The sequence below is a fragment of the Vibrio sp. 2433-A1 genome (genome assembly GCF_056726085.1).
The window spans coordinates 25,067-40,440 of sequence record NZ_JBRESC010000004.1; the positions used below are offsets into that span (position 1 = coordinate 25,067).

Annotated in this window: 15 protein-coding genes; 10 read left to right on the plus strand and 5 right to left on the minus strand. The window is 46.5% G+C overall.

Annotated features, from left to right (window positions below):
- Window positions 1-30 precede the first annotated feature (30 nt).
- The 3 genes from ACU01J_RS05320 (at window position 31) to choV (ending at window position 3,092) form a co-directional block, all read left to right on the plus strand.
- Window positions 31-969 (plus strand): choline ABC transporter substrate-binding protein, encoded by a 939-nt coding sequence (locus ACU01J_RS05320; RefSeq protein ID WP_481084722.1) that lies wholly within the window; start codon window positions 31-33, stop codon window positions 967-969.
- Window positions 970-1,059: 90 nt separating this feature from the next.
- Window positions 1,060-1,902: a choline ABC transporter permease subunit gene (choW, locus tag ACU01J_RS05325; protein WP_134835543.1), complete on the plus strand. Its 843-nt coding sequence runs from the start codon at window positions 1,060-1,062 to the stop codon at window positions 1,900-1,902.
- Window positions 1,903-1,904: 2 nt separating this feature from the next.
- Window positions 1,905-3,092 carry a choline ABC transporter ATP-binding protein gene (gene choV, locus ACU01J_RS05330; RefSeq protein ID WP_481084723.1) on the plus strand — a complete coding sequence of 396 codons (1,188 nt, stop codon included), beginning with the start codon at window positions 1,905-1,907 and terminating at the stop codon, window positions 3,090-3,092.
- Window positions 3,093-3,359: 267 nt separating this feature from the next.
- On the opposite strand, the gene ACU01J_RS05335 is transcribed toward choV, so the two are convergent.
- The 3 genes from ACU01J_RS05335 to ACU01J_RS05345 all read right to left on the minus strand — a co-directional run bounded on the left by ACU01J_RS05335 (window position 3,360) and on the right by ACU01J_RS05345 (window position 5,795).
- Entirely contained in the window at window positions 3,360-4,208 is an 849-nt protein-coding gene (locus ACU01J_RS05335) for a TPR end-of-group domain-containing protein (RefSeq protein ID WP_481084724.1), read from the minus strand.
- Window positions 4,209-4,497: 289 nt separating this feature from the next.
- Window positions 4,498-4,842 (minus strand): rhodanese-like domain-containing protein, encoded by a 345-nt coding sequence (locus tag ACU01J_RS05340; RefSeq protein ID WP_481084725.1) that lies wholly within the window; start codon window positions 4,840-4,842, stop codon window positions 4,498-4,500.
- Between the two features lie 65 nt (window positions 4,843-4,907).
- Entirely contained in the window at window positions 4,908-5,795 is an 888-nt protein-coding gene (locus ACU01J_RS05345; protein WP_481084726.1) for a LysR substrate-binding domain-containing protein, read from the minus strand.
- A gap of 155 nt (window positions 5,796-5,950) precedes the next feature.
- Between ACU01J_RS05345 and ACU01J_RS05350 the strand changes: the two genes are divergently transcribed.
- From ACU01J_RS05350 to ACU01J_RS05380, 7 genes are all read left to right on the plus strand, one after another.
- Window positions 5,951-6,349, plus strand: a complete 399-nt coding sequence (locus ACU01J_RS05350) for a RidA family protein (protein ID WP_481084727.1) — start codon at window positions 5,951-5,953, stop codon at window positions 6,347-6,349.
- A 66-nt stretch (window positions 6,350-6,415) separates the two neighbouring features.
- On the plus strand, window positions 6,416-7,876 hold the full coding sequence (locus ACU01J_RS05355; RefSeq protein ID WP_481084728.1) for an aldehyde dehydrogenase family protein: 1,461 nt from the start codon (window positions 6,416-6,418) through the stop codon (window positions 7,874-7,876).
- A 78-nt stretch (window positions 7,877-7,954) separates the two neighbouring features.
- The gene (locus ACU01J_RS05360) at window positions 7,955-8,944 is read left to right on the plus strand and encodes a membrane dipeptidase (protein WP_481084729.1); all 990 of its coding nucleotides are present in this window, start codon (window positions 7,955-7,957) and stop codon (window positions 8,942-8,944) included.
- A gap of 138 nt (window positions 8,945-9,082) precedes the next feature.
- Window positions 9,083-10,690: a BCCT family transporter gene (locus ACU01J_RS05365; protein ID WP_481084730.1), complete on the plus strand. Its 1,608-nt coding sequence runs from the start codon at window positions 9,083-9,085 to the stop codon at window positions 10,688-10,690.
- A 92-nt stretch (window positions 10,691-10,782) separates the two neighbouring features.
- On the plus strand, window positions 10,783-12,519 hold the full coding sequence (locus ACU01J_RS05370) for a hypothetical protein (RefSeq protein WP_481084731.1): 1,737 nt from the start codon (window positions 10,783-10,785) through the stop codon (window positions 12,517-12,519).
- Window positions 12,516-13,247 carry a DUF3726 domain-containing protein gene (locus ACU01J_RS05375; RefSeq protein WP_481084732.1) on the plus strand — a complete coding sequence of 244 codons (732 nt, stop codon included), beginning with the start codon at window positions 12,516-12,518 and terminating at the stop codon, window positions 13,245-13,247. The genes ACU01J_RS05370 and ACU01J_RS05375 overlap by 4 nt, the downstream gene beginning before the upstream one ends.
- Before the next feature lie 137 nt (window positions 13,248-13,384).
- On the plus strand, window positions 13,385-13,858 hold the full coding sequence (locus ACU01J_RS05380; protein ID WP_481084733.1) for a PaaI family thioesterase: 474 nt from the start codon (window positions 13,385-13,387) through the stop codon (window positions 13,856-13,858).
- 57 nt (window positions 13,859-13,915) lie between these two features.
- Here ACU01J_RS05380 and ACU01J_RS05385 read toward each other — a convergent pair whose 3' ends face one another.
- On the minus strand, window positions 13,916-14,950 hold the full coding sequence (locus ACU01J_RS05385; RefSeq protein ID WP_481084920.1) for a GGDEF domain-containing protein: 1,035 nt from the start codon (window positions 14,948-14,950) through the stop codon (window positions 13,916-13,918).
- A gap of 185 nt (window positions 14,951-15,135) precedes the next feature.
- Complete coding sequence (locus ACU01J_RS05390) at window positions 15,136-15,261, minus strand: hypothetical protein (RefSeq protein ID WP_481084927.1); 126 nt, start codon at window positions 15,259-15,261, stop codon at window positions 15,136-15,138.
- Between the last annotated feature and the right edge of the window lie 113 nt (window positions 15,262-15,374).

The window sequence follows — 15,374 nt, forward strand, 5'->3', positions numbered from 1 at the left end:
AAAGTCAGTAACTATTACAAGGAAAACACCATGTCTATGATGACAAAAACACTTTCGACCATCGCCCTAAGTAGCTTAGCGATGAACGCTTATGCCAACCAATGTGAAACCGTACGTTTTGCTGACGTAGGTTGGACAGACATTACCGCGACGACAGCGGTGACTTCAGAACTACTGAAAGGCCTTGGTTATAAAACCAAAACAGATTTGCTGTCTGTACCTGTGACTTACTCATCAATGGCGAACGGTGATATCGATATCTTCCTTGGCAACTGGATGCCAACCATGGAGGGAGATATCGCTAAATACCGTGAAGCTGGCACTGTTGAAACGGTTCGTGCCAACTTAGAAGGCGCGAAGTACACATTGGCAGTACCCAAGTATGTTTACGATGCAGGTGTGAAGAGCTTTGCCGATCTGGCTAAGAATGCCGATAAATTCAAAGACCGCATCTACGGTATTGAACCGGGTAATGATGGCAACCGCCTGATTCAGTCGATGATCGACAGTGACGCATTCGGTCTGAAAGACTTCAGCCTTGTGGAATCAAGCGAAGCAGGCATGGTGTCGCAAGTGTCACGTGCAGTGCGTCGTAACCAATGGATTGTTTACCTAGGTTGGGCTCCGCACCCAATGAACAGCAACATTGAGATGGCATACCTTGATGGCGGTGATGACTTCTTTGGCCCGAACTACGGTGGCGCTAATGTTTACACCAACGTACGTAAAGACTACCTAAGTGAGTGTCAAAACGTAGGTAACTTGCTTAAAAACCTAGAGTTTAGCCTTGAAATGGAAAACGAGCTGATGGAAGCCATTCTTAACCAGAACGTCAAGCCTGCAAAAGCGGCTCAGCAGTGGTTGAAAGCAAACCCGCAACAAGTGGAAGCGTGGCTTAACGGTGTGAAGACACTGCAAGGTGAAGAAGCGCAAAGTGCCGTGACTAGCTACATTAATTCTAAAGCTTAATTAACGACGCCTTAATTAACGGCACTTGGGGTGGGCACCTTGCCTGCCCTTTCTCACACGCTCAATAATCATTACCACAAAGGCTGTATTGTGAATTTTATTACTGACAACAAAATCCCACTGGGTCAATGGATGGAAGCAGGGGTTGATTGGCTAACCTTCAATGCTGCGGGTCTGTTTGATGCGATTGCGATCTTCTTAGAGACGATCATTCTTTTTGTTGTAGATATTTTTAAGTGGATGCCTCCTGCAATGCCAATCGTTATGACGGCGGCCATTGCTTGGTACTTACACCGTAGTATCCCGCTTGTTCTGTTTGTTATTGGTGCACTGCTTACCATCTTAAACCTTGGCTACTGGCAAGAAATGCTAGAAACCTTTGTTCTGGTTTTCTCAGCGACAACGATTTCTGTATTAATTGGCGTGCCTATCGGGATCATGGCGGCTCACCGACCTTGGTTATACACCTTACTCAGACCAATTTTGGACTTAATGCAGACCGTACCGACGTTTGTTTACTTGATCCCAACGCTAGTCCTGTTTGGTTTAGGCATTGTACCTGGACTTATTTCAACCATCATTTTCGCGATTGCTGCACCGATTCGTTTGACCTACCTAGGTATCACTAAAGTGCCTGAAGAGTTAGTCGAAGCGGGTAAAGCGTTTGGTGCGACGCGTATGAAGCTGTTGTTTAAAGTTGAGTTGCCAGCAGCCATGCCAAGCATTATGGCGGGAGTAACTCAGTGCATTATGTTATCGCTTTCTATGGTGGTGATTGCCGCGCTAGTGGGTGCTGATGGTCTAGGTAAACCTGTGGTTCGCGCTTTGAACACGGTAAATATTTCGCAAGGCTTTGAAGCTGGACTTGCGATCGTTCTTGTAGCGATCATTCTTGATCGTCTATGTAAATCACCAAATCAGAAGGAAGCTTAATCATGGATGCGATTACCATTAAAAACCTCGATGTGGTGTTTGGTGATAAACCACAGCTAGCACTAGAGCTGTTAGATAACGGCAAAACTCGCCAAGAAATTATTGATGAAACCGCGCAAGTTGTTGGCGTTGATAATGTATCTCTGACTGTCAAAGAAGGCGAAATTTGTGTGCTGATGGGTCTATCTGGCTCAGGCAAATCCAGCCTGCTACGCGCGGTAAATGGTCTTAATGAGATTTCACGTGGCGCGTTAGAACTTAAAGACGGCGATGAGAAAGTCGACCTAGCTAACTGTGACGACGAAACTCTGCGCCGCTTACGTACCCATCGCGTGTCCATGGTGTTCCAGAAGTTTGCTTTGATGCCGTGGTTAACGGTATTGGACAATGTTGCATTTGGTCTAGAGCTGCAAGGTATGGGTAAATCTGAACGCCAAAGCAAAGCACGTGAGCAGCTTGAGATGGTTGGCCTGTCCGAGTGGGAGTCTAAGTTTCCTCATGAGTTATCTGGTGGTATGCAGCAGCGTGTCGGTCTAGCGAGAGCGTTCGCTATGGATACCGATATATTATTAATGGATGAGCCGTTTTCTGCCCTTGATCCGCTCATTCGTACTCAGCTACAAGATGAACTTATCATGCTGCAAGAGAAGCTTAATAAGACTATTTTGTTCGTGAGTCATGATCTAGATGAAGCGCTTAAGATTGGTAATAACATTGCGATAATGGAATCTGGCAGACTGATTCAACATGGCAAGCCAGAAGAGATCATTCTTACACCAGAAAATGATTATGTGCGTGATTTTGTGGCTCACACTAACCCGCTTAATGTCCTTAAAGGCCGCTCATTGATGCAGCCAGTCAGCGAGCTCACTAAAGAGCAAAGCCAACTGCAAGTGTGTACTGCGCAGCCAGTGTGGGTAGAGCAAACAAGCAATCAGCTCCGCTTGGTAGAAAGTGATGAGCTAACACTGATTGAATGGGATTGTGAAACCAGCAGAATTGAAGATGTTACGACCTCAACGGTTGTCGTCGCCAGCCCAGATATTGGTATGCGTCAGGCGATTGAACTGAAGCAGCGTAGTGGGCAACCTATTTTGCTAGCTGAAGATGGAAAGCTGGTGGGCGTACTTAATGACAGCGAGTTTTATGACGCATTGCTAGGTAACTATAACTCTCCCCAAGCGGCTTAGCACTGAGTGACTTGATTGAAAAAGGCACCAACTATTGGTGCCTTTTGTCGTTATAGCTGCGCAGTGATTTCCTCAATCTGCTGTTGCCACTTCGGGGTACTGTGTGATGAAGATTCTAACTCGTGGTTGTGCAAAGTGTTGGCTGATAACCAAAAAGTGTCTTAGTGATCTCGTTGCGGAGAGGCACAGTGTAGTTACAAAAGAAAAGGCATCGCCGAAACGATGCCTAAATTAGATGTTAAGAAATGCTAAGTGATGAAAGAGAGGTTATCCCTCCCCTTCAGAGAGCAGGGCATCAAAGCGCGGATTGCCGTGCATACCTTCTAAGTCAGGTTCGGTATCAATCAAGTCTCTGATTGATGGGCTAGCATCAATCGCACGAGCAAGGTCTTCAATCGCTTGTTCTTCAATACCGAGTCGAGAATAGGCACAAGCGCGCTGGTAAAGGGCCGGACCATTCGTATCGTCAAGTTCTAACACGCGATTACATAAGCTCAGCGCCCAGTGGTACTCTTTGATTTCCATTGCCGCATCTGCTTTGTAGGTCAGCGCTTCTAGATCGCCCGGGCGCAGGGTTAAGATCTCATCATACACATCAATACGCTGTTCAGCAGTTGGCATGCTTTGCGCGCGAAGCCAGAGGTTATGGATCTCGTTAATCTTCTCTATCTCTTTGTTGTTTTCACTGATGATGCGTGTTTTACGCTTTAAGTCTCGCTCCAAAGCGCCGAACTTTTTCTGATATTCATCGGCAATCGCATCAAGGCGTTTATCCGCCATCTCTTTAGTATTGGCTTTAAACTCACGCAGAGACTGCCAGCCGACAAAAGCGATCATTGAAGCAACACCTGCAATAATGTAGAAGAAGTAAGTCACTGTCACATTCGCGTAGTTCAATGACTTATCTGCGACGCTAAGCTCGCGGTCAGTGATTTGAATGGTCAACTTGCGTTCTAAATCTTGCTGTTCTTGGCGAAGCGCTTTTAATTCATCCAGGATGTAGCGCTCCATTAAGGGGCGATCGAGTAGGTCCGATTCTGAGTATTTAGTCTGTTCAGCATAGACAGGTTGTAGGTAAGTGAAAAAGCCGATCAATAAGGCAAGAACTACAGGCATGAGCACATCCATTTAACGCGTTGTTTTCTTAGAATTTAACCTTAGCCGTAAAATCGAAATCAACCAATAGAAATTTAGATAATTAATTGAAAGTCTTAACGTAATACGCGTTCCGCTTGCTGAAGAACGAAGTGCTCGTCTAATGGTTTTCCAAGCATCACCTGATGATTCAATAGGCCGAGAGTTAGTGTCTAGAGGGCGTCTTTATGCTCAGTTGTAACATGGCTAAATACTTTTGGTGAGCCACGTATTGTATGAAGAGCCATCTCGCCTTCAGCAAGACTAGCTGTTACTTCGCCTGTTCCATTTCAACAAAGCCACCGGCGTTATGCAGATTAGTAAAGCCCTGAGCGGTTAAATACTGAAAAGCTTTACCAGAACGATTACCACTGCGACAGTAGAGAACAATCTGAGCGTCTTTGTCGATGTTAGCAAAATGCTTGTCTAGCTCAGACAGTGGGTAGTTTTTGGCGTGATCTAAATGACCATCGGCAAATTCTTGTGGCGTTCTAACATCGACAATCAGTGCGCCTTGTTCAATCCATTCCCAACCAATATCGGCTCGCTGGGATGCTAAAGCTTGTGCGCTCAGAAGCGTTGCTGAAGTCAGTAATATTGCGAGCCATTTTTTCATCGTGAGTTCCTTATTCGTTGATGATTAAAGCATAACGAATTTGAACTCTGGTGTTGAGATAAGATTCACATTGCTTTGTCGTAATTGAGATACTCGATGCATAAATCATGAAAGGCTTGAGCTTGGGGCGATATGGTGCGATCGCTCAAAGTGAAAATACCAATCTGTCTTTCTAAAGGTGGGTCGATCAGCGGTATCCAAACCAAGCGAGTTTCATTGGTAGGAAAGGCAAGTTTAGGCAAAGTGGTTACGCCAATGCCCAGCTCCAATACAGAAAACAGTGAAGTAATGTTTTCTACTGAATATAGAGCTTGCTCACTGAGCGCCCTGGCAGGAGTAGGATCGAGGAGTGTACAAGTACCATTGCGAATAAATGGCTGTTCAAGCAATGTTTGCCATTCTATTCCCGCGGGATGCTGAGCAATGGGATTATCTTTCAGGCAAACCACACCAATAGGGTCTGAGAGAAGTGAGGTGAAATTTATCCCGCCTTCATCGAGGTGAGATGGGTTACCGAGCGCCAAATCCACTTCACCAGAAAGCAGCCTTTCTTCAACCCCTGCGGCATTATCATCAATAAGGCTCACTTCTACATTGGGGAATTGTTCACTGAATGCGCCCAGTACACTAGGGATAAGTTTGGCCGCCACCGAAGGCACGCTCGCAATTCTTACCCGTCCTTGTTGCCCAGCAGCAGCGGCTCTTAAGTCGTTATCGAGTGCATTATAGATATTTAGAAACTGGATTATTTTCGGTAAACATATCTTACCAAATGGAGTCAGCTTTGCTTTGTTGCCTGCTTCAAATAGCGGCTGTCCGAGTATCTTTTCCAGTTCTTTGATTGATGTTGATAATGCAGCCTGAGAGCGATTCGCTCGGTGTGACGCTGCTCGGAAACCACCTTCTTCTACCACCATCACAAAATGCATTAATTGTTGAAGCTTGATACTCATCTGACCACCATTTCAATCCCTTTGTTTCTCTGATGTTATTTATAGTGATAAAAAAAACTTATCAAATGTAAAAAATTTACCGTTAGATTTATCAAGTGTCAATGTGCATGATTTAACCATCTCGAAACAAGGCTGTTACAAAGGTTGAAAGGCACGTGAATACTCCATCAAAAAAACACCCAGTTAAAACCGCTCTATTTGCTTCTAAAGCACCACTTGAGTGGGCAGTTGTCGGCAATGGTACTTTGTACACAGCGCAAATCCCAATTGATGATACGGGCGCAGTGGTCGAAGGCGGTATTGAAGCGCAAACACGCCAAACCTTTAACAACCTCGTGCATACCTTGGAGTGTGCGGGTGAGTCTCTCGACTCAGTGCTGCAAGTGCTGATTTATGTCACCGACCGCGAATATCTAAAAACGGTTAATGAAGTGTATGCCGAGTACTTTGAAGCGCCATACCCAAACCGCGCCGCTATGATCGTTGCGGGTCTAGCGCGTGAGGAGATGTTGGTCGAGTTTGTGGTTTATGCATCAGCAAGCCAGCCAGAGTAATAACAACTAACGATAAGAATCGAAGCTGATTGATGTTGTCAGTCAGAACTGAACAAGGAAAGAGCAATGACTTTTATAAATAACGTTCACGCAGAAAAGGCCTTATACATTGGTGGTGAGTGGCAAGCGGGAGTCGATACCATCGCCAACATCAATCCATCGGATATCAACGAAAACCTGGGTAATTTTGCTCAAGCAAGCCAATCACAGGTAGAGCAAGCGATCCTAGCGGCTCAGCAAGCGCAGCCAGAGTGGGAAATGACCCCAATTGAGCGCAAGCAAGCGGTACTGCAAGCGATTGGTGATGAGCTGATTGCCCGCTGTGATGAGCTTGGCACGCTGCTTTCTCGTGAAGAAGGTAAGCCTTTTGCTGAAGGTCGTGGTGAGATTTACCGCGCAGGTCAGTTCTTTCAATACTTTGCAGCAGAAGTGCTACGTCAAATTGGTGATAATGCAGCGTCTGTCCGTCCAGGAGTCTCCGTTGAAGTGACTCGCGAAGCTGTTGGCGTTATCGCCATTATCTCTCCATGGAACTTTCCGACAGCAACCGCTGCGTGGAAGATTGCACCTGCGCTGGCATTTGGTAACAGCGTTGTGTGGAAACCAGCCAACTTAACCCCAGCAAGTGCGGTTGCACTGACTGAAATCATTCACCGCCAAGGCCTGCCTACAGGTACGTTCAACCTTGTGTTGGGTAGTGGTTCTCAAGTTGGTAATACTCTAATCAACTCCAAGCAGGTCAATGGCGTCAGCTTTACGGGCTCTGTGGATACCGGTCGTAAAGTGGCGGCAGCCACAGCCCCAAACTTTGTTCGTTGCCAACTCGAAATGGGCAGTAAGAATGCGCTAGTGGTTGCTGATGATGCGGATATCCAAATTGCGGTTGAAGCGACCATTGCCGGTTCGTTTTCAGGTACAGGTCAAAAATGTACCGCGTCTTCTCGTTTAGTGGTGATGGATGGTATTCACGATGCCTATGTGGAAGCGCTGATCAAACGTATGAACGAGCTAAAAGTGGGTCATGCCCTTGAAGAGGGGATCTTCATGGGGCCAGTGGTTGACGGTAATCAGCTCGATGCCAACTTTGCATGGATTGAGAATGCTCGTCAAAGCGGCGCTGAACTGGCATTTGGTGGCGAGCGTTTGAACCTTGAGCATGAGGGCTACTACATGTCGCCAACCCTATTCCTGAATACGCAAAATAGCTGGGAAGTGAACCAAGAAGAAGTCTTTGCGCCAATGGCGAGCGTGATTCGAGTCGCTGATCTCGATGAAGCGATTAGCGTGGTTAATGATACTCGCTTTGGTCTAACGGGCGGGATCATCACCCAAAGCCTACGTAACAGTGCCATCTTCAAACAACAAGCTCAGACAGGTTGTGTGATGGTCAATCTACCAACCGCTGGAACTGATTACCACGTTCCGTTTGGTGGGCGTAAAGAATCTAGCTTTGGTCCACGTGAGCAAGGTCAGTACGCAAAAGAGTTCTATACCGTGGTGAAAACTGCTTACCAACGTCCTTACTAACAGGATGAGGGAGCAAAGCCGTTCTGCTCCCGACTCAATAAGAAGCAATAAAGGACAGGGAAAGATTAAGGAGTAGGTATGTATCAACAACGGATTGTGATCGATGGACTGCAGTACTGCAATTGGGATCGTGAGTATTTTCAAACCTTGAAAGCGAGTGGAATTACCGCGGTTCACGCAACGATTGTCTATCACGAAAACGCGCGTGAAACACTGACTCGATTCGCGGAGTGGAACTTACGTTTTGAGCAAAACTCAGATTTGATCATGCCAATCTACTCGATGACTGATGTCGAGACAGCTAAAGCGCAGGGCAAAGTGGGGGTCTTCTTTGGCGCGCAAAACTGTTCTCCGATTGATGATGAAATTGGCCTAATCGAAGTAATGCGCCGCCAAGGTTTACTGATCATGCAGCTGACATACAACAACCAGAGCTTACTTGCGACGGGCTGTTACGAGCAAAACGACTCAGGTGTCACTCGCTTTGGCAAGCAAGCGATCCAAGAGATGAACCGTGTCGGCATGATTATCGATATGTCCCATAGCGCAGAGCGATCAACACTTGAAGCGATTGATCTCTCTTCTCGTCCTATTTGTATCAGTCATGCCAACCCAACGTTTGCCCATGATGCGCTGCGCAATAAATCGAATACCGTCATTCAGGCGCTTACCCAGCGTGGCGGTTTGATTGGTTTTAGCTTGTACCCATTCCATCTGCCCAATGGCAGCCAATGTAGCCTTGATGATTTTTGCCAAATGGTGGCGAAAACCGCGGATCAATTCGGGGTTGAACATCTTGGTATTGGTAGTGACTTATGCCTTAACCAACCGCAACAGGTGCTGGAATGGATGCGTAATGGCCGTTGGTCTAAAGCGATGGATTACGGTGAAGGTTCAGCAAACAATTCTGGTTGGCCTGATGCTTTGCCATGGTTTAGTGGCAGCAAGGGTATGGAAAATATCTACAACGGGTTAATTCGCCATGGGTTCAGTGAACCTGAGGCGGGACAAATACTGGGTGGAAATTGGTTTAACTTCCTGCAAGAAGGTCTGGAGCCAATTTCATAACAGAGCATAGAACGATAACTATGCATTACGTAACGCCCTAAACATGGAAAAGCCTACTCATAAAAAACTACAAGGTAGGTGTTAATTCAACTTTGCTGCGAGTTGTCGGCTGCTGCAAAACAGTTCTGGAGTCAGAGTATGTCTGATCTAACCAATAGCATGAAAGAGACCACGGTGGATATGTCATCGGGTCAACCGAAAGCAACACAACAATCGTCCAACACGAGTGTTGAAAATTCACCGGATAAACTGGGGTTAAGTAATCCTGCATTTTGGTATAGCGGCGGTTTTATCGCGCTATTTGTTGCCTTAGCGCTCTACGATGGCGAGTTACTCTCTTCTATCGTTAATGCTGGCTTTGCTTGGTCAGTAGAGGTCTTCGGTCCCTACTGGCAAATCCTACTTCTTCTCACTTTTCTTATTGGTCTTGGTTTAGCGGCAGGGCGAACAGGCAAAGTGATTTTAGGTGGGACAACTCAGCCTGAAATGGATGCATTCCGTTGGATGGCAATTATCTTCTGTACGCTACTAGCGGGTGGCGGGGTGTTCTGGGCGGCGGCAGAGCCGATTGCTCACTATGTTAGCCCACCACCTCTGTATGGCGCGCAAGACAACCCGCAACAAGGGGCGGTCAACGCACTGTCGCAATCCTTTATGCACTGGGGGTTCCTTGCTTGGGCGATTGTCGGCAGCTTAACTTCGATTGTTGTCATGCATCTGCATTATGACAAGGGCTTACCACTAAAACCGCGTATTCTTCTCTATCCAGTCTTGGGAGAAAGAGCGCTCAAAGGCCATACCGGCGCACTTATTGATGCGTGTTGTATCATCGCGGTTGCGGCGGGCACCATCGGTCCGATTGGCTTCTTAGGCTTGCAGGTTAGCTACGCGTTAAACTCTTTGTTTGATATTCCTGATGGCTTTACTACTCAGCTGATTATCATCCTATTTGCGATTGCTCTTTACACTCTTTCTGCGCTGAGTGGCTTAAACCGCGGCATGCAGATGCTAAGTCGCTACAACGTGATCCTAGCGATTGCTCTGATGATTTATATCCTGCTATTTGGTCCAACTGACTTTATCTTCAATGGCTACATTCAAGGTGTCGGCAGCATGTTAGATAACTTCATTCCAATGGCGACTTATCGCGGTGATGAAGGTTGGTTGAGCTGGTGGACCGTATTCTTCTGGGGTTGGTTCTTAGGCTATGGGCCAATGATGGCTATCTTTATTGCTCGTATCTCTCGCGGCCGCAGCATTCGCCAAATCATCTCTACCATTAGTATTGTTGCGCCGTTAACTACCTGTTTCTGGTTCACCATTGTTGGTGGCTCTGGCCTTGCGTTTGAAATTGCTGAACCGGGCAGTGTGAGTAAAGCCTTCGAAGGGTTTAATTTGCCAGGTGCATTACTGGCGGTTACTCAGCAGTTGCCTCTGCCGATGCTGGTTTCGATTTTATTCTTGATTCTCACCACGATTTTCATTGTGACCACAGGTGACTCGATGACCTACACCATCAGTGTGGTGATCAGTGGTGAAACAGAGCCGAATGCAATTGTTCGTACCTTCTGGGGTGTGGCAATGGGTATTACAGCGTTAATCCTTATCTCTTTAGGCTCAGGAGGAATCTCAGCCTTGCAATCTTTCATTGTGATAACTGCCGTTCCGGTGTCGCTGATTTTGCTGCCGTCACTTTGGAACGCGCCGCAAATCGCAATCAAGATGGCTAAAGAGCAAGGTCTATAAAAAAATCCAATAACGATGAGCTTGTGTAGGACATTCCCCTACACCTACACAAGCTCCAATTATTCTTACAATAAAAATAGGTGGTGAGCAAAATGGATGCACATCGTTCTACTTACACTGAAAAACCGCTGCGCGATGCAGCTATCGTCATGGCTCCTGACAGGCTAGGTGCAATGCACCAAAACCGAATCAGCTTTGTACGCAGTTTGATTCGTAAAATGGCTCAGCAAGAGTGGCAAGTCACTAAGCATGACTGGCAACTGTGCCCACGCGGTTTTGGCCACGCTATCTACAAACTGGCGACACCAAATTACGTGTATCATTTAGTGGTATTTTGCGATGAGATCGCCGACGAAGAGCGCAATGATCGCGTTATTGCTGAAAAATGGGATGTAACCTTTGCCTTAGTAAAGGGCGATGTTGACGTTACGCTGCTCGAACAGTTAAGAGCGAATGTACCGCTACAAGAAGCGGGCCGTAACCCCAATAATGTGTTGGTTTTAGCTCGTGCTAATAAGAGTGTTCGCGTGTTTGAGCATATTGTTAGTGCGTTGGCTAGCGGTGAGCAACCAGAGCCCAAAGAGCTGGCTGAAGTGGGCTATATCCTGCGTACCACTGCTGTTTATGGAAACGGTAAATTTGGCATTGCTGATTTTAAGTTGCTGGAAGATAACCCAGACTTTAACCAGTCATTTAGCGCACAAATGTGCGCAGTCTATATATTGCGAGAATTCAGCCTAGACTGGGTGCACTACTTAGCTGAGCAGCAAGGTGGTGATAAAGCGATTATGTTGCACAAAGGCTTGCAGCGTTACCTCGGGGTGGGCAATGCAACAGGTTTAGGTATGGCACCTTATCTTATTAACCACCCATGCATCGTTGATCAGTGGATGACATCAAGAGAGCGCGCTGTGGCTGAAGTGCTAGCCATGCCTTGTGATATGCAGTTTGAGCAACCTCTGAATACCCTGTTGGTCAAAGCCATGTGTCACTTAGAGCAGGTCATTACCATCAATGAACATCAAGACCATTTGAATCAACAAGCGCTTAGCGATATTGATCAGTTGATTGAGCGTTTGCCGCAAGTGATGACTTGTGAGCCAAATTGGAGCGCAGTTCTCAAGCAAGCAGAGATCATGAGTTTGGAAGCCCAAGAAATTCTGACTTCATGCTTGCTTGAGCTTTATCCGACGCTGGTGGATAAGTACGAAAATCAAATGAACACCAGTGAAACGCTTGCGATCCCTAGTGGCAAGAAGGTTGAAGAGCTGGTTAGCTTGATGAAGCAAAAATATCAGTGGGCAGTCGAAGCTGATTATTCGTTAAGCGAGAACAACTACTGGTTCTGGTATCGCTCACAAGATAAAGAAGAGCCAAGGCTTGGTGTTCGCGGTGAAGAAATCGGTGAAGAGCGAGAGCTACCACTGGATATTGGCCGACAAGCGAATCGTTTGTACTTGGCACTGAATCAATGCCCACAAGAGATGAGTGTCGCGGAGTTCTTACTTCAGCATCCTCAATATCGTGCGATTACGCGTCGTGTTTGGACGCTAGGTTGTAGAGAAATGGGTGACATCCAAATGAATGTCTTACGCCAAGATGCGCTGCCTATGCATCTGCTACGCTGCAAACTGGCGGTGTTTGGTGCAACCAAGTTTGATCCTAGATCTGACCGTTGGGTGCGAGTGACTTTCTTCCAAGGTGCGCCGCTACTCGAAGAGATTAAAGATCCTAACTACTGTGATACGTGGATTTTCCCAACGATGCCAAGCGCGCAAGAAGTGGCTCAAAGTGATAATCAGACAATCAATGGAGGGGTTACATCATGATCGTGTCTCACAATGAACTGGTTGCAGCGGTCAACAAAGCCTTTCTAGGCATGCGTCGCCACTGTGGTGAAGCGGATGTGATAGCCAATATGGTTGCTGATCTTCAGATGGTCGGGCTCAATGGTGTTAAGCATTTTAATAATGCCAGCCAGTTTCTTAGCCTCGATTCAGATTGTGCGGTTTCGATTCAGAATCACAAGTCGGGTCGTTTTGATGTCGATTTTCATGGCGGTAGCGTTGCTTGTCACCTTCCTGCGGTGTTGGACTTCGCCTTAGAGAACATGGTCGAATCTAAAGCAATCACTATCACGCTTAAACAGTGCCATAACCGCTGGTTAGCATACAGTGAACTGGTGCGATTGGCTGCGAAAGGCATAGCCTGCCGCGCGCAGTGGGTGAATGGAACCAGCCCGAAGCGCGCCTTGTACGTACTAAACCGTGGTTGTATAGCACCAGAGGTTTTCTTCTCTGATAAGTTAGCGAGTGATCATAGTGATTTTCACTCCATGACCATCGAGCTTGCGACACAAGACTTTGATGTTGCCCAGAGCTCTGAAGGCTATGTGGTTCATATTGACAGTACAGAGCTAAGCCGCGCGCAGAATAGCTCTTGGGATGAGGGGATCTTTGTGGAAGACAGTGAGTGGGAGATGTTGAAGCAAACTGCGACCGTGTTCTTAGTTGAAAACAGTGCTCGCTCAATCCAAGGGGCGGGTGAGCTGGTTTAACTGCACCAATTTGTTTGAGAGGCTGCCCTGTGCAGCCGCTTTTTGTGGATTGGTGAACAAAAATTGTATTCCAAAGCAATAACATACCGGCATTTGCAGTCTATATTCAGTAGAGAACTCTGATTATAGGTGGTGTTATGCAGCAACAGATAGCGATTCAAGATCAGATCCCTAATAACCATTGTTATGGCTGCGGGAGCGAAAATGAATTGGGCTTACAAATCAAAAGCTATTGGCAATCGGAATCACAGGCGAGCTGTATGTTTACGCCGTCCCATCATCACTGCGCAGGCCCACCCCATTTTCTTAATGGCGGCATCATCTCAACCCTTATTGATTGTCATTGTGTCTGTATGGCTATTGCTAAAGGCTATCAGATGCAAGGACAAGAGGTGGGTGAAGGTGAGCCAATATGGTTTGCCACTGGCAGCCTGAATGTTTCATTCTTAAAACCTGTTCCAATACAACAGAGCGTACATCTGACCGCCAACATCGTTGAGGCATCGGCGAAGAAGGTGGTTGTCGAGTGTGAGCTTCTTTCTAACGAAGAGCTGTGTTGTCGAGCTGAGGTGATTGCAGTTAAGGTGCCAAACGAATGGTTCAATCGATAGAAAGTCCATCCGTTCTTCGCCGGGTCACGTTGTAATTTAGACAGTGAGTCGCTACCTTCAGTTACCTGCCACGTGAAAACAATTCTTGCCTGAATTTTTGGCCTGATAAAGTGCTTCGTCAGCCCGGCGGAAAGCGTCAGCTTTTACGGCGCCTTGGTGATGAGCAACCCCGCAACTTACGGTAACTGGCCATTCAAGCCCAAAGTCTTGGCTTGCGATAATGGTTTGGATTGCACTCATGCGCTCTTCAATGATCGAATAATCCGTAACCTCAAACGCAATTAGAAATTCTTCACCGCCCCATCGACCAACTTGCCCGACATGCTTAGTTTCCGTTTCTAACGTGCGTGCGGTTTGGATCAAGACTTGGTCACCGACATCATGGCCATAGTCATCGTTGATCCTCTTAAAATCATCAATATCGACTATTGCCAGCCATTGAACCTTTTGCGGCTCATTCAGTAGCGCTTCCATATGGCGGCGGTTAAAGAGTTGAGTCAACATATCGGTATGAGATAAGGCTTGCAGTTGTCGATTGGACTCCTTGAGTAGCGCCAATGTTTTTCTGCGTCCAGAGTCATAGAAATAGGCAATCGCAAACAAAAAAAGATAGACGATAGTAAGGTGAATGAAGCTGATGGTATCAAAGGGGACCGGTGGCCAATTGTGCATATCTATCAAACAGATGTAAGCGATAATCGCGAAGTTAGCCAAGCTGAAGATAGCGCCAACTTTGTAGCCCAGAACGAAGATCGCCACCACTGGCGTTAAAAAAGAGAATGCCAATGCAAACTCGCTGTGACCTGAGCCGACGACAAACAGCAAACTGACCGCTGTCATCACTGAAACCATAATGGTTGCTGCGATTTTGACATTGCGGCTCTGCCACAGCCAAAAATAAGCCAGTGAGCAAAAGCCGAGCCCAACAGCTTCGATTGATGCGAGCAAAAGGTTAGGAATGAATAGAGTGTTGTAGTAAATAAACAGGCTTAGTACGGAAGACAACACCGTTAAAGAGGCAAAGATAAAAACGCTTTCCCTAAATTCTTCTTGAGTATGGTTTACCCCAAGCCATTTCTCTAATCCACCCATAAACACAACAGTTCATATCTTCCTTATTTAATAAGTGGTCAATATACATGACGAGCTATACAGCGTCACTCATAATACGAAAATGAACTAAATACCCTGCTAGATATATAAAATTGTTAGAGATCTAAACGATTCCAAATTGGTACATTGCGAAAAGAATTAGTGATTAGGTGTTACCTAGACCATCACCAAGCGCTGGCTTTGGAATGGTTACCGACAATACCACCGATTGAGGCAAGCATGTGCTGTAGAGCAAGAAGTAGAGTGATGCCGTGAGGCGGTCTTTTATTGAGTGTATACAGAAGTTTCATTGGTTATACCTCGGAGAGATTTGAGTGGATTTATCTCTCGTTGACTGGGCAATTGACTTCTACAAACTACGTAGGGTCTCGAATTTTGGGTGTAGAAAACTAGCCTAAACAAG